This window comes from Micromonospora sp. HM5-17 (assembly GCF_003762835.1).
In the GTDB taxonomy this organism is placed as follows: domain Bacteria; phylum Actinomycetota; class Actinomycetes; order Mycobacteriales; family Micromonosporaceae; genus Plantactinospora.
In genome coordinates this window covers 290,273-310,920 of record NZ_RJWA01000003.1, presented here as the reverse complement: position 1 = coordinate 310,920, position 20,648 = coordinate 290,273, and the positions used below count along the sequence as shown (strand labels likewise).

Here is a 20,648-nt window from a genome sequence, read left to right as displayed (position 1 = left end):
TTCGTGCCCACTGCCTGGTTCGTTCTGCTCGGCCTCTTCTTCGCCGCCTACCTCGTCCTCGGCGGCGCCGACTACGGGGTCGGGATCCTCACCGCCCGGTTCCGCGCCGAACCCGCCGGGCCGCGGCCGGCCCGGACCCCTGAGCCCGGCCGAGAACCGGAGCCGGCCGTCGACCCGGAGCCGACACCGACCCGGCGCGGCGCGCTCACCGCGCTCGGGCCGTTCTTCCTCGGCAACGAGGTCTGGCTGGTCGCGACCGCCGGTCTCCTCCTCGGCGCCTTCCCGCTGCTGGAGGGGGAACTACTCGCCGGCCTGTACCCCACGGTCGTGGTCGCCCTCGCCGGCGTGGTCATGGTCACCGCCGCCGTACCGCTACGCAGCCGTCCGGCCCACCCACGCTGGCGCCGCCGCTGGGACCGGCTGCTGGTCCTCGGCGGGATCCTCGCCGCCGCCGGCTGGGGAGCCACCCTCGGCGGGCTGCTCCAGGGCGTACCGCTGGCCCCGGACGCCCACCTCGCCGGGGTGGCCGAGGTTGTCACCCCGTTCACCGTCGCCGCCGGGCTCGCCATGGTCACGCTGGTCGCCGTGCACGGCGCCGCCTTCCTGGCGCTCCGGCTCCCGACCGGGCCGGCCCACCGGACCGCCCGGCTGGGCCGGCGGCTGGTGCCGGTCGCCCTCGCCGCGCTCGGTGCGGCCACCGTGCTGGGCCTGCTCTCCGACCGGGTACGTCAGGCCGCGCACCAGCCCATCGCCGCGTTCCTGCTGCCGGTACTGGTCGCGGGAACCCTGCTGCTCGCCCGCCGGCTCCTGGGCCGGCGCCCCGGCCTCGCGTTCGCCGCCACCTCGGCGGCGCTCGCCGCTCCGGTGCCGCTGATCGGGGCGACGACCTGGCCGTACGCGCTCGTCTCCAGCCTCGACCCCGGGACCGGCCTGACCGTGGCCGACGCCGCCGCCGGCGCACCGACGCTGGAACTGCTCGGCTGGCTGGTCGGACCGCTCCTGCCGCTCCTGCTGGCCTGCCAGGTCCTCTCCTGGTGGATCTTCCGCGGCCGGCTCGACTCGCGAACCCCGGTGTACTGGTGAGCCGGCCTCCGTTCGACCCGCGACTGCTCCGCCGAGTGCCCGGCACTCGGCGGCCGCTCGGCGTGCTCGCCGGGCTCGGGGTCCTCACCGCCGGGCTGATCGTCGCGCAGGCCGGCGCCCTCGCGGCGGTGCTGGCGGCGGCGGCCGGCGGCCGGCTCGACCGGACCGCCCTGGCCGGCTTCCTGGGCAGCGTGGCCGGGCGGGCCGCCCTGGCCTGGGCGCGCGGGGCGGTCGCGGCCCGGGCCGCCGCGGCGGTGAAGGCGGCGCTCCGCGCCGACCTGCTCGACGCCGTCGTCCGGCGTGGCCCGGCCTGGCTCGCCGGCCAACCGGCCGGACAGCTCGCCACCCTGGTCGGACGCGGGCTCGACGCGCTCGACGCGTACTTCACCGGATACCTGCCACAGCTCGTACTCGGCGTCACGGTGCCGTTGGCGGTCCTCGCCCGGTTGACGTACGCCGACTGGAGCTCGGCCATGGTGATCGCGGTGACGCTGCCGCTGGTCCCGGTCTTCGGGGCGCTGCTGGGTTGGCAGGCGCAGGCGGCCACCGAGCGGCAGTGGCGGCGACTCCGCCTGCTCGGCGGCCACTTCCTCGACATGGTGACCGGGCTACCAACGCTGCGGGTCTTCGGCCGGGCCCGGGCCCAGGTGGCGGTGGTTCGGCGGATGGCCGACCAGCACCGGGTGGCGACCATGCGGACCCTGCGGGTCGCCTTCCTCTCCGCGCTGGTCCTCGAACTCGTCGCCACCCTCTCGGTGGCACTGGTCGCGGTACCGGTCGGCCTACGGCTGCTCGGCGGCGGGCTCACCCTGCAGACCGCGCTACTGGTCCTGCTGCTCGCCCCCGAGGCGTTCCTGCCGCTACGCGCCGCCGGCAGCCAGTTCCACGCCAGCCAGGAGGGGCTGACCGCGCTGGACGAGGCGCTCGCGCTGCTGGCCCCGCCGACCGCGCCGCCGGAGCGGGCGAGCCGGACGCCGGGCACGGTGGCCGACGACGCCGCCTCCGCCCCGGCCCCCGCGCCGCCGCTCTCGACGCCTCCGGCGCGCTCCACGACGCCGGTTTGGTCGACCGGGTGGGTCCGGCCCGGGATGGCGGACCGGCCCCTGGGCGCGTGGATCGAGGGAGAGATTCGCTTCGAGTCCGTCACCGTCGCCTACGCCCGCACCACCGCGCTGCGGGACGTGTCGCTGACCATCCGGCCCGGCGAACGGATCGCCATCGTCGGCCCCAGCGGCGCCGGCAAGAGCACACTTCTCCACCTGCTGCTCGGCTTCGTCACCCCGACCGCCGGACGGATCACGGTCGGCGGCGTCGACCTGGCCGGGGTCGATCTCGACGAGTGGCGCCGCCGGCTCGCCTGGGTCCCGCAACGGCCCCACCTCTTCGCCGCCTCGCTGGCCGACAACATCCGGCTCGGCGCCCCGGAGGCCAGTGCCGAGGCGCTCCACGCGGCGGTCCGGGACGCCGTCCTGGACGAGGTGGTCGCCCTGCTGCCCGATGGCCTGGACACCCGGCTCGGCGAGCGCGGCCACGGGCTCTCCAGCGGGCAGCGGCAGCGGGTCGCCCTGGCGCGGGCGCTGCTCCGGGACGCGCCGGTCGTACTGCTCGACGAGCCCACCGCCCGACTCGACAGCGGCTCGGAGGCCGCGGTCCTCGCCGCGACCCGGCGGCTCGTCGCCGGCCGGACCGCGCTGCTCGTCGCGCACCGGCCGGCCCTGCTCGCCGAGGTGGACCGCGTCCTGCGGGTCGAGGACGGGCGGGTGACCGAGGAGCGGCGGCCGGCGGTGCCGTTCACCGCCGTCGGAGCGGTTCCGGAGGGGAGCGCGGCATGAACCTGGGCGCCGAACGCACCGTCTGGCGGCTCAGCCGGCCGTACCTGGGCCGGCTCGCCGGCGCGGGCCTGCTCGCCGCCGGCACCGAACTCGCCGGACTCGCCCTGATGGCGACCGCGACCTGGCTGCTGGTCAGCGCGGCGGGCCGCCCCCCGCTGGACACCCTCACCGTCGCGATCGTCGCGGTCCGGGCCCTGGCCATCGGTCGCGGCGTCCTGCGCTACACCGAGCGGCTGGCCGGCCACGACGCCGCGCTGCGGGTCGTCACCGAGGTCCGGGCCCGGGTCTTCGCCACGCTGGCCGCGGCCGGCCGGGCCCCCGCTGGCCGGCGGTCCGGCGATCTCCTCAGCCGGCTCGTCTCGGACGTCGACACCGTGCAGGACCTGCTGCTCCGGGTCCTGGTCCCGGCGTTCGCGGCACTCGTCGTGGGACTGCTCGCCGTCGCCGGTACGGCGGTCGTCTCGGTCGCGGCCGCGGTGGTCCTCGCCGGGGGTCTGCTGCTGGCCGGCGCCGCTCTTCCGGCGGCGGCCGCCGCCCTCACCCGCCGTACCGCCCGGATCGCTCCGGTGCGGGGTGCCCTCGCGGTGGACGCCGTTGACCTCACCCACGGCGCCGCCGAGCTGATCGCCTTCGGGGCGGCCCGGACGGCGTTGGACCGGGCCGGGGCACGGGCCCGCGAACTGGCCCGGCTGGAGCGGCGGATGGCGGCGGCCGGTTGGGCCGTCGACGGCCTCGGGGTGCTGCTCTCCGGCGCGACCAGCGCGGCGGTGGTCGTGGTGGCCCTGCGGTCGGAGGTCGGCGGGGTCCTGGTCGGCGTACTCGCGGTCGGCGCGCTCACCGCGGTCGAGGCGGCGTTGGCGCTGGTCGGCGCGGCCCGACAGTGGACCCGGCTGCGTCCGGGACTGAACCGGGTGGCCGAACTGCTGACCGGTCCGGCGGACCTGGCCGTCGCGACCGGCGGCACCGGGGTCGGCGGCACCCGCGCGGGGGCCGGGGTTGACACCACCGCCCCGGCACCGGGCGGCCCCGCCGGAATGTCCGCCACGTCCGGCGACGGGACCGGTGGCCCGGCGGATCCGACCGGACGCGCCGGGACCGGTGCCGGCCGGCGCGGTGCCGCGCGCCGCCGGACCGGCTGCCGGCTGGAGCAGGTGACCGTGCGGTACCGCGCGGACGGCCCACCCGCACTCGACCGGGTGAGTCTCGACCTCCCGCCCGGACGCCGGGTCGCCGTGGTCGGGCCGAGCGGTGCCGGCAAGAGCACGCTGCTCGCCGTCCTGACCGGCGCGGTCCGTCCCGACCACGGTCGGGTCACCCTCGACGGCGTGGACATCTGCGAGCGTTCGCCGGAGGAACTTCCCCGCGCGGTCAGCGGTCTGCTCGCCGACGCGCACGTCTTTCACGCCACGGTTCGGGAGAACCTGTTGCTCGGCCGGGGAACGGCCACTGAGGACGAGCTGACCGCGGCGGCCGCGGCCGCCGGCCTCCTCGACTGGGTACGCCGACAGCCCGCCGGCTGGGAGACCGTGGTGGGCGAGGACGGCGGCCAGCTCTCCGGGGGCCAGCGGCAACGGCTCGTCCTGGCCCGGGCCCTGCTCGCGGCCCCCACCGACGTCCTGGTGCTCGACGAGCCGACCGAGGGTCTCGATCCTCGGGCCGCCGACCGGGTGCTCGCCTCGGCCACCGCCCACGCCGGACCGACCCGTACGGTGCTGCTGGTCACGCATCGCCTATCCGGATTGGACGCGTACGACGAGATAGTCGTCCTCGACTCCGGACGGATCGTGCAACGGGGCAGCCATGCCGAGCTGATCCACCAGCCCGGGTGGTACCGGGACCAGTGGCAGCGCCAGGTCACGACGGAGCTCGCCTACCCGGCAGCGTGCGGCTGACCCGGCGGCGACGCGCTCACCCGCGGCGCTGCCGCAGGCGGTGCCCCGGGCGTCGCCCGGACCGGACCCGGGCCACGAGTGTGGACGGCTCGGATCGAAGGCGACGACGGCTCGGGGTGGGGCCGGCGGTGGCTCACACCGGCGCCGCGGGCGGTGTCGCGCTGCCCAGCAGCGGCTCGGCCGACCCCAGGAACCGGGCCACGGTCGAGCTGAACGTGCGCCAGTTGCTCCGCTCGCCCGCCAGCGCCCGCCGCCCGGCGTCGGTCAGCTCGTACGTGCGGCGCGCGCGACCGTTGACGGTGCTCCAGACGCTGCTGACGTAGCCGGCACGTTCCAACCGGCGCAGCGCCGGATAGATGGTGCCCGTCGGCAGGGCGAGGACGCCACGGCTGCGCGTCCGGAGCGCCTCGATGATCGCGTACCCGTGCAGCGGGCCCCCCTCGAGGACCGCGAGCAGCAGCGCGTCGAGGTGGCCGTGCAACGCCTGCGCGTTCATAGGTAGCAAGCCTACTAATGGGCTCGGCGTGGACCAATGGGGTGCGGGCGTTCGCGTTCCGCGCGGGCCGACTAGTGTGTGCGCAGAGTCACCGATCCGCCGGCACCCTCGCCGGGTCGGGGTGCCCATACCGAGTGCACACGGAGGTCAGCGTGGCCCGCCAGTCGTCCCACCGGCCCGACACCGACGAGCCCGGCAACGAGCCCGTCGAGAGCGACAGCCCCACCGACTCGCAGTCCCGCGACGCCGAGTCCCCGGAGGCCGCCACCACCGACCAGAAGACCGGCGAATCCGCACCCGCGGACCGGTCGCTGTGGGAGAAGGTACGGATCGATCCGGTCGAGATCGCACTGCCCGCCGGCGCCGGGTTCACCCTGCGCGCCTACCGCCCGGCAAACGAGGTGACCCCGACCGACATCAGCGACCGCGAGGGCGAGGACGTGTTCGCCAGCCGGTCCCGCGGCACCGAGATCGAGGAGGACGACGAGACGGTCGTCATCCTCGACGAGGAACTCGCCGAGCAGTTCGCCGAGGCCGACGAGGAGGAGGCGAAGGCGGACGGTGCCGACAAGGCCGACACCGACGAGGAGCCGGCAGACAAGGCCGACCAGGCCGCCAAGAAGGAGGCCGACACCGAGGAGGTGCCGATCTTCCTCACCCACCGCGGCAAGCTGCTGCTCTTCAAGAGTCCGGAAGGGCTGGTCACCTTCATCCGCTCGGGCGCGCCGCACGACCTGGCCCAGCTCGACACCTGGGAGCAGCTCGTCGAGCGGGTGGAGCCGGCGGACATCGTCCCTCTCGACCAGGACTCCTACGAGCTGGACCTCGTGGTGGAGAATCTGCGCGGCGGCCACGACGTGTGGGACGCCACGCTGCTGATCGAGGCCGGCGAGATCGCCCGGGACCTGGCGTACGCGCTACGGCTGCCGGCGGTGCTCGACATGCTGGCGCCCGGCTCCAGTCTGGACGACCTGGACGAGGCGCTCCGGGCGACCGTGAGCGGCGGCCTGGTGAGCGGCTTCCGGGGGCGGCGTCGGCTCAGGAAGATCGGGGCGCAGACCGCGAGTCTCGGTTGGCGCACGATTATCGGCAAGATCTCTGCTGCTGTGGACTGGCGCGACTGACCCCTCACCAGGGAGCATCAGTCTTTGGCACACCTGGGTTCGGGAGGAGGACGACGCCGTGGCGCTCGTGCGGGTGTACTGCGGTCTGGCCTCTGCGGATTCGGCGGGAGGGGCGGCTCCGGCCGGCTCGACCCTGACCTCTGCGGTGGTTGATGACGCGGGCAGGCTACTCCATGTCTGCGAGGTGACCGACGATCCCGCCGGCTACGCCCGCCTCGTCGCGGTTCTCGTCGAGCGGGGCGGCGGACCGAGCGGCGTCGCGGTCGCGGCCGACAGCGACGACCACGTGGTCACCTCGTTGCTGAACGCCGCGGGGCGCCCCCTGGCCATCGCCGACGACGACTCGGTGGACGACTTCGCCGAACGGTTCGCCGACGACGACTCGCCGGAGGAGCGGGAGTCCGGCCCGGCGGAGCGCCGCGCCGTCGGTCTCGCCCGAGCCCTGCAGGCCGGGGCGCTCTCCGCGGCCACCCTGCCCCCGTCCCGGGACCTGTCCTCCGTCACACCGGTCCTCGCCGCCCACGCGGCGCTCGCCAACGGCCGGCACGCCGCGGCCGTCGCGCTCCGCGAGGTGCTCCGGGAGCTCTACCCCGCCGCCCTGCGGGCGTACCCGGACCCGGCCGAGCCGGTCTCCCTCGCCATTCTGGACGCCCTTCCGGAGCCGGGCATGCTGGCCGGCTCCGGCACCGGCGCGCGCGGGGGCCGGGACACCTCCGTCTCGGCCGAGGCCGTCGCCGCGCACCTCGCCGCCGACGGTGTCGCCGAGGCCGAGACCCTCGCCCAGGCCGTGACCGCGCTCCAGGTCGCCATCGCGGAGACCCCTCGACGGAACGCCAACAAGGCCTTCATCGCCGCGTCCGCCGAGACCGTGCGGCAGGCGGTCGCCGCGGTCCGCGCCTGCGACGCCGGCTGCGCCGCCCTGGTCGCCACCCTGGTGGACCGCGTCGGCACCCGGACGGACGACGCCCCGCGTACGGCCCGCCAGGGCGCCCAGTCCGCGGCCTCGGTCCACGCCGGACCGGGCGGCGGGGGCGCCGGTCAGGGCCGCCGCGGCCGGCGCCAGCCGGTGGCCTCGGCCGCACCCGCCAGCCCGCAGCCGATGGGTCCGCCGCCGGTCGCGCCGCCCCCCGTCGCACCGCCGCCGGTCGCGCCACCGCCGGTCAGCCCGGCCGGGGCGCCGATGGCGCCCGCCGCGCACGCCACGCCACCGGTCTCCGGGCCGCCCCGTGACTCCCGGGGGACTCCGCCCTCCTCGGCCCCGCCGGCCTGGCAGGGCGACACGGGGGCGAACCGGCCCGTCTCCGCCCCGCCGCCCCCGCCGGGGATCACTCCGATGCCTCCCGCCCAACGCGGCGGGATCGCGCCGGCCGACGCCGGGGAGCCATTCCGGGCCCCCCTCACCACGGCGGCGCTCAACAACGCCCGCAACGAACGGCAACGGCAGCGACCGACCGCGGTGCCGCCCCGGCCGAAGACCAACGGGGAGGACACGTCCTCCGGCACCATCTCGGCGGCGGGTCTGACCGTCTCGCTGCCCGCCACCCGGCCCGAGCCGGCACCGCCGGGTTCCCGGGCGAACTGGCCGCTGGTCAACTCCGGGGACGACGACCGGGCGGCCGGCTACCCGGGGTACCCCGGTGGCCAGGCTGCCGACCGCGACCCGTCCGGCAGCCGGCCGACCAGCGGGGCGCCCGCCGACGGTCGGGTGACCCCGCCGTGGCAGGCGGACGACCTGCCACCGGAGCCGCCCGCACTGCGGCTCGTCGAACCCACACACCCCGACCCGGCATCGCGCGACGGGCTGCCCGCCGACAACCCGCTCCGGCCGGTCACCGAGACGGAGTCGGGTGCGGCACCGCGCGGCGTCGAGCCCGGCGAACCTCCGGTCGCCGACGACGATGGCGACGGCGATCTGCTGATCTTCGCGGCGACCCGCTCGGCGTGGTTCACCAACCGCAAGGAGAACGCCGAGGTCGACTGGTCGTCCACCGCCGACAGCGGTTGGCGGGCGGCCGAGCAGGCCGCCAAGCCACAGGTCGGGGCGTCGACCAGTGCCGGGCTGCCCCGGCGGGTGCCGCAGGCCAACCTGGTGCCCGGCTCACCGCTGCGCGACGACCGACCGCTGCGCATCGTCCGCGACCCCGCCCGGATCGCCGCGCACACGACCGGCTACTTCCAGGGTTGGCGACGGGGCCAGGAGATCGGCGGCTTCGCGGTCGGCGGGCGCCCGGGCCGGGAGGCCGCCGGCGGCTGGGACTTCAGCCGGGACCACGAGGACCGGGAGGAGGCCCCCGACTTCGAGTTCCGGTCGGCGGGCTACCGCTCCTGACCGCGACCACCGCACCGTCGGGTCGGGCGCGCCACGACCGGGCACGGCCCTCGTCCGGGCCGACGCACCGCGGCGACACGCCGGCGCGGGAGCTTCCCCGCGTCGGCGACGCCGTGCCTCACCCCTGGGTGCGTCGTCCCCGCCCCTGACCTCGGCCGCCGATCGTCCCGGCGGCGATGCGCGCCGGGCACCGCTGCTCCTGGCGGGGCCGCCGGGCCCGCGCGGCACGCTGGGCCGTATCCCCCGTGGGGCGTACCGGTGGCGGTCGTCCGTCGGTCATCCCTCGTTCCGGCCGTGGTTCCGTCGGTCGGCCGGTCAGCGGTACCGATCGGGCCAGACCCGGTCACCTGACCGGCCAATCAGCGGGAAACCTTGGTTTACCTGGTGTTTCTTGCCACAGCGGGAGAAGTTGACGGCGCCACGCGCCGGTCGGGACCATACCCGCGGGGCCAGAGGTACCCCTGTGACCAGGGCAGAAAGGGCAGCAGCGGATGGCGGGACGAGCGGTCGGAGCGTGGACGCTCAGCCGCCGCGGCCTCCTCGCGACGGCAGCCACCGGTCTGCTCGCCGCCTGTGGCCGGGATGAGCGGCAGTCCGGGAGTCGGGCGCCGCAGAAGCCGGAACTGGTCATCGGGGCCAGTCTCGAACTCACCGGCACCGGCCGCTTCCTCGGCGTCCTTCAGGAACGCGCGCTGCGGATCACCGCCGACACGCTCAACGAGGAGGGCGTACCGGTCGGCAACCTGCGCCGCACCGTCCGGCTGGTCATCCGAGACAACGCGAGCGATCCCCGACGCGCGGCCGCGCAGACCGTCGAACTCGCCACCCAGGAGAACGTGCACGCGCTCGTCGGCGGCTGCCTCGCCGAGACCTCGTTGGAGATCATCCCTGCCGCCCAGCAGCAACAGGTGCCGTTCATCTCCTTCGCCGCGGCCGACAACCTCACCACCCCGCTCGCCGAGCGGACCTACATCTACAAGCTCACCCCCGAGGCCCGCGACGTGGCGAGGGCCCTGGTACGGCTCATTCGCACGCAGCGGCTCGGACGGGTCGGGTTGCTGGCGGCGGCCGGGCCACACGGTGACTCCGGCGTACGGGCCGTCACCGCGGCCCTGAAGAGCATGGATCGGGAACTGGTTCGGGTGGTCCGGTTGCCGCGTGCCGAGGACGCCGACCTCGGCCCGGCAGCGCGGACGGTCCTCGCCCGGAAACCCGAAGCGGTGATCATCTGGGGCACCTCACCCTACTCGGGCGCGGCGGCCCGGGCGCTCCGGCACGTCGGCTACACCGGAGGGCTCTTCCTCGACGCCGGCGCGGTGAGCGAGGAGTTCCTCTCCGCCGAGAACGCCTCGGCCGTCGAGGGCGCGTACGTCGTACACCCGGTCTCGTTGAGCGGATCCTCACTGACGAACACCACCACCGCCGGGCTGGCCCGCCGGGACTTCATCTACCGCTATCTCCACCAGCACGGCTCGTTCAGCGGCTTTGCTCCCTACGGAGCGGACGCGATCCGACTGATCGCGGACGCGGCCCGACGCGGCAAGAGTGTCGACCGCGGCCGGATCCGGGCCTATCTCGCCACCCAGGTGACCGAGGGTATCGCGGGGGCGTACTCCTTCTCCCCGATCCGCCACGGCGGCATGGAGCCGGACTCCCTCGGCGTCTTCACCGTGGCCAGCGGTGCGTGGAGCCGGGTCTCCTGACCGGTCGACGGCTGCTGACGGGCCGGGAGCCGGTGGGGTCCCGACGCGACGTCCGGGGTGCGCCCGGGTGGGACGTCGTCCGGACACCGCGCCGGCTCCCGGGAGGTCCGCCGCGCGGTTGTCGCCCGCCGGCCGGTGGAGGGGCAGCACCGGCCGGCAGGGAGACCACGCAACGGGCAGCGGCGATGACAGCGACCACAGCCGGGAGTCCCCGGTGGTCGGTGTGGCGCGTCGACGCGCTGTGGTCAGGCCGGCGCGACGGCGCGGGAGCGGCGCATGGTGAGCACGTACTCGACCAGCGAGATGAGGACGTGCTTGGTCGACTCCCGGTTCCGGGCGTCGCAGGGGACCACCGGAACGTCGTTCGAGATCGCCAGCGCGTCCCGCACGTCCTGCGGGTCGTGGTACTGCATACCGTCGAAGCAGTTGATCGCCACGAGGTACGGCAGCCGCCGGTGCTCGAAGAAGTCGATCGCCGCGAAGCAGTCCGCCAGTCGGCGGGTGTCCACCAGGACCACGGCGCCGATCGCCCCCCGCACCAGTTCGTCCCACATGAACCAGAACCGCGTCTGGCCCGGGGTGCCGAACAGGTAGAGGATCAGATCCCGGTCGATCGTGATACGGCCAAAGTCCATGGCGACCGTCGTGGTCGTCTTTCCCGGAACCTGCCGCGTGTCGCCGACGCCTACGCCGGCCGACGTCATGATCGCCTCGGTGGTCAGCGGCGTAATCTCCGAGACCGAGCCGACCAGTGTCGTCTTGCCGACACCAAAGCCACCGGCGATGACGATCTTCGCCGATGTCACGCGCCCGGCCGGCGGGCGGTGCGACATGTCAGAGCCTGCGAAGTCCACTCAGCACCCTCTCCAGCAGTTCAGTGCCCACCGCGTCGTTTGAGTCGTCCAAAATTGTCGGTTCGTGCACCGCCACCAAGCCGTCCGCGGCCATGTCGGCGATCAGAACCCGAGCCACTCCGAGCGGCAGCTGCATCCGCGCCGCGATCTCCGCGAGCGACTGCAGTCGACCATCACACAGCGCGGCGATGTATTGATGCTCCCGGCCCTGGCCACCAGTGCCGTTCCTCCCGGCGGACCGACCGCGCGCCGTCGTCTCGACGAGCGCCTCCAGGGCGATGTCGAGCCTCGGGCGGGTTCGACCGCGGGTGACGGCGTATGGCCGTACCAACGCGCCGGTCGGCTCGTCCCGTTCGGCCATCATCGCCACTCACCCCCTCCTCGCCGTACCTGAGACTCCAACCATGGAGTTCGTCGTCGTTCCATTGTCGTCGCACCGGCTGGCAGCGCGCACCAGCCGCGTACCGGCTAGCTCAGCATCCCCGCGGCGGCCCGCGGGGGTGGCGTCAACGCGTCACCCACCCGGTCGACGAGCAATGCCATCTCGTACCCCACCTGCCCGACGTCACAGTTCCGGGCAGCGAGCACCGCGAAGGACGACCCGTCCGAGATGGACATCAGGAACAGGAAACCATTGTCCATCTCGACGACCGTCTGCAACACCGCCCCACCCTCGAAGCACCGCGCCGCGCCCTGAGTGAGGCTGACCAGGCCGGATGCGATCGCGGCGAGCTGGTCCGCGCGATCGCGCGGCAGGTCCCGTGACGCCGCCAGGAGCAGGCCGTCCGCGGAGACGGCGACCGCGTGGGCGACGCCGGGCACACGATCGGCGAAGTTGGCTAGAAGCCAACCAAGATCCTGCGTAGATGTCATCCTTCATGCTCCTTCTGGCCGCTTGCGTTCGCGGGGCCCACGTCGACCTGTTCGACCGGGACCGCCCCCAGCCTGGCCGACTGGTCGTCCGTCGGGTGCGTGCGGCCACGCTGCACCCCACGGTGGTACGCGGACAGCAGTCCACGTACCGCCTCCGGCGTACGGCGCTGCACCGAGGCGGTCGGCCTCTCCACGGCTCCAGGCACCAGCTGGGCCATCGGCACCCGCTTCGGCAGCCCGGCCCGGGTGGTCTGACCGCTGAAGGCCGCGGCCGCCGCACTGGCCGCCATGGCGGCGCGCCAACCCTCGTCGGCCGCCGTTCGCCAGCCGCTCGCCGTCTCGGTCGGTCCACCGGCACCATGACCGGCGGCGCCGCCAGGGCTCTGCCCTGCGGCCATCGAGGGGTCCACCATCGCTGCGCCGCCTGTCGGTGCGGTTGACGTCTGTCCCGCCTCCGGGCCCGCGCCGTTACCCGAGGGGGCCTGGCTGGCCCCCGGGCTGGCGACGGAACCGTTTTGTGCACCGGTCTCCTCCGGCTTTCGGCGGGTCCGGAACCAGGCCGACTCCACCTCGCGGAAGATCGGCAGTTCCATGGTCTCGTCGGCGAACTTCGGCCGAGGCTCCACAGTAGCCGGTGGCTCCGTCGCCGGCCGAGCCGTCTCCGGCCGCGCCATCCGGGGCAGTTCCGCGGTCATGTCCAGGGCGGCCGCCAGCCGCTCGGGCACGGGCGGCGCGCTGGACTCCGGTTCGGGCGTGTTGACCGGCGGCCACGCCGGAGGTGCCCCGGCGGCCGGCGCGGACGCCGCCGGCTGCGCAGGCGTCGCCGGTGGCGGAGCCGACGGCGAGGGCGCGGCGCTGAACGGCGCAGCGGGGGCGGACGGCGCCGGGGACGGCGCGTCCAGCGGGGGCGGAGTCGAGACGGGTGGTGCTGAGACGGGCGGCACCGAGAACGCCGACGCCGCCGGGACGGCGGGAGCCGGCGGAGGTGTCGCCGGGGCCGGGGGCGGCCCGGGCGGGACCGACGGCGCGGGCGCCGCGACCGGGGGCACCGCCAGTGGGCCACTGGCCGCCGGCGGCTCGGGCGTTGCGGAGCGCTGCCGGGGGATGGTGAAGCCGGACATCGTCTCGCCGGCCGGGCTCTGCTCGGTGGCCCGCCGTTGCGGCAGTGGCTCCACGTCCCGGCTGTCCGGGATCCGGGGCGTGAACGGGTCGACCCTGTTACGGACGGACCGGGCACCGGTGAGGTCCGACCAGGCCGGCAGGCCCCGTGCCGGGCCGCTCGCCCCACCGTTCATGGCCGGTTCGAACGGCCGGCCCGACGGGGCCGGATCGGGGTCGGCGGGGCGGGAGACCGAGGCGCCAGGCCCGCTCTCCAACGCGAGCGGGGCGTTGAACATCGAGCGTGCCGGCTGCGCGGGCGGCGGCGTGGCGGTCGGGAGAGCACCCACCTGTCCGGTACGACCGGTCAGCGCCCGCGGGATCAGCATCGACGCGGGCAGGGTCACGTCCGCGACGGTGCCCCGGTCGGTGCCGGGACGCAGCTCGACGCGGACTCCGTGCCGGGACGCCAGCCGCGCGACCACGACCAGACCCATCATCCGGGAGACGGTCACGTCGACGTCGGGCGGATTGGCGAGCCGTTCGTTGAGCTCCTCCAACTGCTCCGGGCTGATGCCGATGCCGCGGTCCTCGACGTACAGCGTCGCGCGGTCGCCGACCCGGCGCGCCTCCACCAGCACCTGCGAGTCCGGTGGGGAGAACGCGGTGGCGTTGTCGAAGAGCTCCGCGACCAGGTGGACGAGGTCGTTGACGGCCGGTGCCTGGACCTCGATGTCCCGGTCCACCATCCCGAACTCGATCCGGGTGTAGTGCTCGACCTCGGACTGCGCGGCACGGAGCACGTCGATCAGCGCGGCCGGCTCCCGCTGCACCCGGGTCGAGTCGGCTCCGGCAAGAACCAGCAGGTTCTCGTCGTTACGCCGCATCCGCGTGGCCAGGTGGTCGAGCTGGAAGAGCTCGGCCAGCCGGTCCGGGTCCTCCTCGCCGCGCTCCAGCCGGTCGAGGTGGCCGATCAGCCGGTCGACCAGGATCTGTGACCGGCGGGCGAGGTTGACGAACATCGTCGAGACCGAGGCGCGCAGCTGGGCCTGCTCCGCGGCGGTCCGGACCGCCTCCAGGTGGACGGCGTTGAACGCCTCGGTGACCTGGCCGAACTCGTCCCTGCTTCGCACCGGCATCGGCTCGGCGATCTGGTTGGCCAGCTGGACGGGGGACATCTGCGCGATGAGCTTCGGATCCCGCAGCCGGGACACGGCGTGCGGCAGACCGTGCTCGGCGATGGCGAGCGCGCCCTGCCGCAGTTCCCGCAGCGACCGTGCCATCGAGCGGGCCACCAGGTACGCGAAGAGGATCGCCACCAGCAGCATGCTGAGCAGCAGGCCGGTCTCCAGGAGCACCTGCTGACGTACGTCGTCGCGCAGCGCACCGGCCAGCCGGAGCACGTCGGCGTCGAGTTTCGCCTCGACCTCACGGATGAGCTGGGCGTTGCCGACCATCGCGGCGTCCCAGTCGTCCGCGTCGAACGGGGCGTCCGCCATGCTCTCGTTGGTCTTGCCGCGGACCCAGCCGCTGTAGGTGTCGGCCTCCCGCTGGTCGGCGCCGGCGACCACCTGCTCGTAGAAGTCCGCCTCGTCGCGGCTGGCGACGGCCTCGAAGCTCTGCAACGCCTGCTGCTGACCGGTCTCGGTCGCGATGAAGTCGGTCCGCAGCGCCGGGGTCAGCCGACCGTCGATCAGCGCACGGTGCACCACCACCCGGCGCATCGACAGATATTCCTTGGCCCGGGAGGTCGCGGCGGCGGCGCGCATCCGGTCACTCAGGCTGGTGTCACCGGCGAGCTGCGAGGCCAGGTCACGCATGTCGAGCAGGTCGTTGATCAGACCCTCGTACGACTGCGCCGCGTCGGTCAGCTTGAGCTTCTCGTTGACGACCTGGCTGCGGATCCCGGGCAGGTCGCTGAGGCCCTGGTCGATCCGGCTCAGCAGGGCCTCGAAGTTGGCGGGCAGCCCGTCCAGCTCTGCCCGGCGCTCCGAGTACGGCCCCTTGGCGCCGTCGACGCGCTTGTGCACCTCGGTGTAGCCGTCGAGGTACTTCTGCCGGTTCGCCTCGGTACGCGCGCCGAGCAGCAGCACGGCCCCGGCCCGCTCGTCCTGCAGGTTGTGCACGAGTTCGCCCGAGGCCTGGGAGAGCGCGGCCAGGTTGTCCGCCCGGCCGGCGTCCTCGAGCCGTTGCAGGTGGTCGATGATCCCGGTCGTACCGACCACCACGACGGCGATGGTCGGCGCGATCATGATCAGACCGAGCTTCGACCAGATCGGCATGTCACGAAGCCGGCCGATCGGCGAGCGGAGACGCGACAGGACCGGATCTGGTCTCTTCGGCCGCTTGCTCACGTCACCGCCTTCCCATCCAGCGCCCCGCCGCGGACCGAGGGCACCGCTGCACGACCGACCCGGCCGGGTCGGACCCCCGAGATTCCATCACGCCACAACTCAAAGAGAAAGCCCAGGCTGTCACCAAGCGCGAGCGCACCGAAATATCCCCACGTTCTGGCAGCACATTGCCCTTTCGGGGTAACCCAGCGTAGTGACACGTCCTGTCCACGTTCATCCTGGCTGTTGGAGCCCGCATCCAGAAACCGCTGCTCGCGCCGGATCCGGTGCCCCCGCACCCGCGACGCATCGAACGGTACCGGAACCGTGGTAACCCTACGCTCCCGCGTCCACCCGACTGTGGCGCGGTCGACCGCCGCCGGCCGGGCCCCGGCGACAACGGCGCGGACAGAGCGCCGATGACCCGGTCCGAAGACGACGGCACGGGCGAGATGCCGGATTACGCGCTCCGTGCAGACGGCCCGACCACCGGTCGACGACGGTGGACCGACCGGACGCGCCACCGTGACCGGACGTGGCTGTGGCGGCTCGTCCGAACCGCTCCGTCCCGGCCGGCCGGGCGGCCCGCTCAGGGCAGCAGTGCGGCGTACGCGGGCTTGATCACGTCGTTGATGATGGCCAGCCGTTCGTCGAACGGGATGAAGGCGCTCTTCATCGCGTTGATGGTGAACCACTGGAGTTCGGCGTAGCCGTAGCCGAACGCCTCGACCAGCAGCGCCATCTCCCGGGACATGGAGGTGCCGCTCATCAACCGGTTGTCCGTGTTGACCGTGACCCGGAAGCGCAGGTCGTGCAGCAGCCCGATGGGGTGTTCCGCGATCGACGGCGCGGCGCCGGTCTGCACGTTGGACGAGGGGCACAGTTCGAGCGGGATCCGCTTGTCCCGGACGTACGCGGCCAGCCGGCCGAGCACCGGCTTGGCACCGGGGGTGATGTCGTCGATGATCCGCACCCCGTGGCCGAGCCGGTCGGCGCCGCACCACTGGATCGCCTGCCAGATCGACGGCAGGCCGAACGCCTCGCCCGCGTGGATGGTGAAGTGGAAGTTCTCCCGCTGGAGGTACTCGAACGCGTCGAGGTGCCGGGTGGGTGGGAACCCCGCCTCGGCGCCCGCGATGTCGAAGCCCACCACGCCGACGTCCCGGTACCGTACGGCGAGTTCGGCGATCTCCTGCGACCGGGCCGCGTGCCGCATCGCGGTGAGCAGCGTGCCGATCCGGATCGGATGCCCGGCCGCCGCCGCGTCGGCGCTGCCCTCGGCGAACCCGGCCAGCACCGCCTCGACCACCTCGTCGAGGCTGAGCCCTCGGTCCAGGTGCTGTTCCGGCGCGAACCGGACCTCGGCGTAGACCACTCCGTCCTCGGCCAGGTCGATGGCGCACTCGGCGGCGACCCGGTGCAGGGCCTCGGCGGTCTGCATCACCGCGACGGTGTGCGTGAACGTCTCCAGGTAGCGTTCGAGCGACCCGGAGTCGGCCGCCTCGACGAACCACCGGCCGAGTTCGTCCGGGTCGGTGGTCGGCAACGGATGCCCCACCGCGTCGGCGAGTTCAACCACGGTCGCCGGACGCAACCCGCCGTCGAGGTGGTCGTGCAGCAGCGCCTTCGGGACCTTGACGATGTCTTCGTAGCCGATTGCCGCCATGTGCCGACCCTAGTGGCCCGCCGCCGGCCCACCCCGAACACCCCCGCCGCCAAGCCACCCTCGGCCGGGGCGGCACTATCGTGGCAGGGGTGCCTCCCGAGACCCTGCGGCACCTACGCTGCCCGATCTGCGGTCAACCGCTGGCCCCGGCGCCGACCGCCGCCACGACCGCGCTGCGGTGCCCGGCCGGGCACAGCTTCGACGTCGCCCGGCAGGGCTACGTGAACCTGACGGCGGGGCGGGCCCCGCACTCCGGGGACACCCCGGCTATGGTCGCCGCCCGCGAGGCGTTTCTCGGCGCCGGCCACTACGACTTCATCTCCGCCGCGCTCGCCGCCCGGGCGGTCGCGGCCGCCGGCGGTACGACCGGTACCGGCGCCGCCGCCCAGCGGCAGGCGCCCGGCCCGGGCGGATCGACGACGTACCCGGACCTGGTGGTCGACGCCGGAGCCGGGACCGGCCGGCATCTCGCCGCGGTCCTCGACGCCCTGCCCACCGCGACGGGCCTGGCGCTGGACGCCTCGAAGCCGGCGCTGCGCCGCGCGGCCCGGGCCCATCCCCGGGCCGGCGCCGCGCTCTGCGACACCTGGCGCCGGCTGCCCCTGGCCGACGGCGCGGCCGGCCTCCTACTCAACGTCTTCGCCCCGCGCAACGGCGCCGAGTTCCGGCGGGTGCTGCGACCGGATGGCACCCTGCTGGTGGTCACCCCGGCCGCGGACCACCTCCACGAACTGGTCGACCTCCTCGGTCTGCTCCGGGTGGACCCGGCCAAGGAGGAGCGGGTCGCCGGCAGCCTGACGCCGCACTTCACCCCGGGTGACGTCACGGAACGGCGGCACACCCTCCGGCTGACCAGGGCCGAGGTACGCACCCTGGTCGAGATGGGCCCGAGCGCCTGGCACACCGATGCCGACCGCCTCGACGGTCGGATCGGGACGCTCGTCGAACCGGTGCCGGTGACCGCGGCGGTCCGGATCGCCGCCTACCACCCGCGCTGATCCGGGCCCGCGCCCCACCCGACACCCGACGGATCCGGCGGGGTGGGACAGCGCCAGGATCGGGCCGGAGGCGGTCAGGTCGAAAGGTCGACCTCTTCCCACCCGGGCGGGGGGTCGTGGAAGGGTCCCCGAAAGACCACGGCCCACTCCAGGGCCCACCGACGCTGGCCGATCGCGTTGCTGTCGATCAGGCCGGGCAGCCGGAGGCCCCGCCGCTCGGCCTCCAGGTAGCCCCAGTCCAGGCAGTAGTAGTAGTCGAGTACGACGGCCGCCTCCACGGCGTCCCGGGGCGCGGCCAGGGTACGCGAACGCCACTCCGCGAAGGTTTCTCCCGCGCGCAGGTCCGGCAACCGGGCCATGAGCCGGTCGTCCGTCGGCGCGGTCGGGTCCAGGTGCCGGCTCAGCCCGAGCAGCCAGGCCAGCGCGAAGACCGCGTCGTGGTGCAGCACGAAGGATCGGTGGTCGCCGCGGTCCCCGGCCACGAACTGCCACTCCGGCGGCGTGACCGTCTCCACCAGATGCGAGCTGAGCAGCCAGCTCATCCCCGCCTCGGCCGACATCCCGAAGCAGCGGGCCAGTACCAGGTGGAGAACGGCGATCCGGGCCTCCAGCTCGGCGGTGGGCCGCAGCTCCACCGTGTCACCGGGTTCCCACACGAGCGGGAACTGCGCGGGCGGCAGCGGCAGGCCGAGCCGGCTCATCTCGGCGACGTTGGCGGCACGGACCTCCCGAGGATCGGGAACGGGCACGCTCACAGCTGGTGATCCTGTCCGGTTCAGGTCGATCGGCGCCGTGCGGGGCCGGGCGGTGTGCCCGAGACCCCGGCTGGCCGCCCGGGCCGGCGCCGCAGCGGACCCGGGGAGCCTCCGGCGACGGAGGATATCCTCTCACCAGGCACGCCACCAGGTCCCCGCCCATGGCCGGCGTGCCGCGCGGCCTGGCCGCCGCCGGCGGTCCGACCGCCGTGACGGGGCCGCCGCAGGCGAACGAGCCGTACGCGTGGCTTGGCGCCCGGTCACCCGATCCGGTCGATGACCAACGGCCGTACCTCGGGCGGGTCGGTCGAGATCGAGACGGCCGCCGCCGCGTCGGCCCGAGCCGCGGCGATCCGCTCCGGCTCCTCGGCCCGCAGCTCGTAGAGCGGGTCTCCCACCCGGACCGGATCGCCGGGTTTGCGATGCAGCACCACCCCGGCCGCCGCGCTCACCGGGTCCTCCTTACGGGCCCGTCCCGCACCGAGCCGCCACGCGGCGATCCCGATCCGGTACGCGTCGACGGCCGAGACATACCCGTCCCGGTCGGCGCGGACCACCTCCACCTCCGGAGCGGCCGGCAGTGGCGCGTCCGGGTCACCGCCCTGGGCCCGGATCATGGTCCGCCACACGTCCATGGCCCGGCCGTCTCGCAGGGCCCGCTCGGGATCGGCGTCCGGCAGGCCGACCGCGACGAGCATCTCCCGGGCCAGCACGAGGGTCAGCTCCACCACGTCGGCGGGACCGCCGCCGGCGAGCACCTCCACGGATTCGGCGACCTCGACGGCGTTGCCGACGGCCCGACCCAGCGGCGTCGACATCTCCGTGAGCAGCGCGACCGTACGCACGTCGTGCGCGGTCCCCAGCTCCACCATGGTCCGGGCCAGTTCCCGGGCGTCCTCCTCCGACTTCATGAACGCGCCCGAGCCGACCTTCACGTCCAGGACCAGCGCCCCGGTTCCCTCGGCGATCTTCTTGCTCATGATCGAGCTGGCGATCAGCGGAATCGCCTCCACGGTCCCGGTCACGTCCCGCAGCGCGTACAGCTTGCGGTCGGCCGGGGCCAGGCGCTCCCCGGCAGCGCAGATCACCGCTCCGACCTCCCGCAGCTGCGCCGTGAACTCCTCGGTGGTCAGCGCCGCCCGCCACCCGGGAATCGACTCCAGCTTGTCCAGCGTGCCGCCGGTGTGCCCGAGACCGCGCCCGGAGAGTTGCGGTACGGCGGCGCCGCAGGCCGCCACGAGCGGCGTCAGCGGAAGCGTGATCTTGTCGCCGACCCCACCGGTGGAGTGCTTGTCCACGGTGGGCCGGGAAACCCCCGACAGGTCCAGCCGCTCCCCACTGGCGATCATCGCGGCGGTCCAGCGGGCGATCTCGCCCGGGGTCATCCCGCGCAGCAGGATCGCCATGGCCAGCGCCGACATCTGCTCGTCCGCGACCACACCCCGGGTGTACGCGTCGACCACCCAGTCGATCTGCGCGTCGGAGAGCACCCCGCCATCGCGCTTGGTCCGGATCACGTCGACCGCGGCGAACCCACTCACAACCCGTCCTTCTTTCTCATGGTCGTACCGTCCGCGGCGGCACCGTCCGCGTGCCGACCGCGAGCCGCCGC

14 protein-coding genes and 1 pseudogene are annotated in these 20,648 nt (G+C 74.3%); 7 read left to right on the top strand and 8 right to left on the bottom strand.

Features of this window, described 5'->3' with window-relative positions:
• The first annotated feature begins 3 nt into the window (after window positions 1–3).
• The 3 genes and pseudogenes from EF879_RS10820 to EF879_RS10810 all read left to right on the top strand — a co-directional run.
• Window positions 4–1,083: a cytochrome d ubiquinol oxidase subunit II gene (locus EF879_RS10820; protein WP_123557442.1), complete on the top strand. Its 1,080-nt coding sequence runs from the start codon at window positions 4–6 to the stop codon at window positions 1,081–1,083.
• Entirely contained in the window at window positions 1,080–2,915 is a 1,836-nt protein-coding gene (cydD, locus tag EF879_RS10815; RefSeq protein ID WP_123557440.1) for a thiol reductant ABC exporter subunit CydD, read from the top strand. The genes EF879_RS10820 and cydD overlap by 4 nt, the downstream gene beginning before the upstream one ends.
• A pseudogene (locus EF879_RS10810) lies at window positions 2,822–4,807 on the top strand (amino acid ABC transporter ATP-binding/permease protein); the annotation flags it as partial. The gene cydD and the pseudogene EF879_RS10810, both read left to right, overlap by 94 nt.
• Window positions 4,808–4,940: 133 nt before the next feature.
• On the opposite strand, the gene EF879_RS10805 reads toward EF879_RS10810, so the two are convergent.
• Window positions 4,941–5,303, bottom strand: a complete 363-nt coding sequence (locus EF879_RS10805) for a PadR family transcriptional regulator (RefSeq protein ID WP_123557436.1) — start codon at window positions 5,301–5,303, stop codon at window positions 4,941–4,943.
• A 152-nt stretch (window positions 5,304–5,455) separates the two neighbouring features.
• Between EF879_RS10805 and EF879_RS10800 the strand changes: the two genes are divergently transcribed.
• The 3 genes from EF879_RS10800 (at window position 5,456) to EF879_RS10790 (ending at window position 10,459) form a co-directional block, all read left to right on the top strand.
• Window positions 5,456–6,427 carry a DNA primase gene (locus EF879_RS10800; protein ID WP_123558356.1) on the top strand — a complete coding sequence of 324 codons (972 nt, stop codon included), beginning with the start codon at window positions 5,456–5,458 and terminating at the stop codon, window positions 6,425–6,427.
• Between the two features lie 58 nt (window positions 6,428–6,485).
• Window positions 6,486–8,756: a transposase gene (locus EF879_RS10795; RefSeq protein ID WP_233604377.1), complete on the top strand. Its 2,271-nt coding sequence runs from the start codon at window positions 6,486–6,488 to the stop codon at window positions 8,754–8,756.
• A 491-nt stretch (window positions 8,757–9,247) separates the two neighbouring features.
• Window positions 9,248–10,459: an ABC transporter substrate-binding protein gene (locus EF879_RS10790; protein WP_123557433.1), complete on the top strand. Its 1,212-nt coding sequence runs from the start codon at window positions 9,248–9,250 to the stop codon at window positions 10,457–10,459.
• Between the two features lie 245 nt (window positions 10,460–10,704).
• On the opposite strand, the gene EF879_RS10785 is transcribed toward EF879_RS10790, so the two are convergent.
• The 5 genes from EF879_RS10785 to EF879_RS10765 form a co-directional block, all read right to left on the bottom strand.
• A complete protein-coding gene (locus tag EF879_RS10785; RefSeq protein ID WP_123557431.1) occupies window positions 10,705–11,292 on the bottom strand; it encodes an ATP/GTP-binding protein in 588 nt (195 codons plus the stop codon).
• Between the two features lies 1 nt (window position 11,293).
• Window positions 11,294–11,674, bottom strand: a complete 381-nt coding sequence (locus EF879_RS10780) for a DUF742 domain-containing protein (RefSeq protein ID WP_123558355.1) — start codon at window positions 11,672–11,674, stop codon at window positions 11,294–11,296.
• Between the two features lie 107 nt (window positions 11,675–11,781).
• On the bottom strand, window positions 11,782–12,186 hold the full coding sequence (locus EF879_RS10775) for a roadblock/LC7 domain-containing protein (protein WP_123557429.1): 405 nt from the start codon (window positions 12,184–12,186) through the stop codon (window positions 11,782–11,784).
• Entirely contained in the window at window positions 12,183–15,638 is a 3,456-nt protein-coding gene (locus tag EF879_RS10770; protein ID WP_123557427.1) for a sensor histidine kinase, read from the bottom strand. Before EF879_RS10770 ends, EF879_RS10775 begins: the two co-directional genes overlap by 4 nt.
• 568 nt (window positions 15,639–16,206) lie before the next feature.
• A complete protein-coding gene (locus EF879_RS10765; protein ID WP_123557425.1) occupies window positions 16,207–17,283 on the bottom strand; it encodes an adenosine deaminase in 1,077 nt (358 codons plus the stop codon).
• 89 nt (window positions 17,284–17,372) lie between these two features.
• Between EF879_RS10765 and EF879_RS10760 the strand changes: the two genes are divergently transcribed.
• Entirely contained in the window at window positions 17,373–18,281 is a 909-nt protein-coding gene (locus tag EF879_RS10760) for a putative RNA methyltransferase (RefSeq protein WP_123557423.1), read from the top strand.
• A 74-nt stretch (window positions 18,282–18,355) separates the two neighbouring features.
• Here the strand turns inward: EF879_RS10760 and EF879_RS10755 are convergent, their stop codons facing one another.
• Together EF879_RS10755 and EF879_RS10750 are read right to left on the bottom strand one after the other, a co-directional pair.
• Window positions 18,356–19,036 carry a DUF4272 domain-containing protein gene (locus EF879_RS10755; protein ID WP_123557421.1) on the bottom strand — a complete coding sequence of 227 codons (681 nt, stop codon included), beginning with the start codon at window positions 19,034–19,036 and terminating at the stop codon, window positions 18,356–18,358.
• 260 nt (window positions 19,037–19,296) lie between these two features.
• Entirely contained in the window at window positions 19,297–20,577 is a 1,281-nt protein-coding gene (locus EF879_RS10750; protein WP_123557419.1) for a thymidine phosphorylase, read from the bottom strand.
• Window positions 20,578–20,648 lie beyond the last annotated feature (71 nt).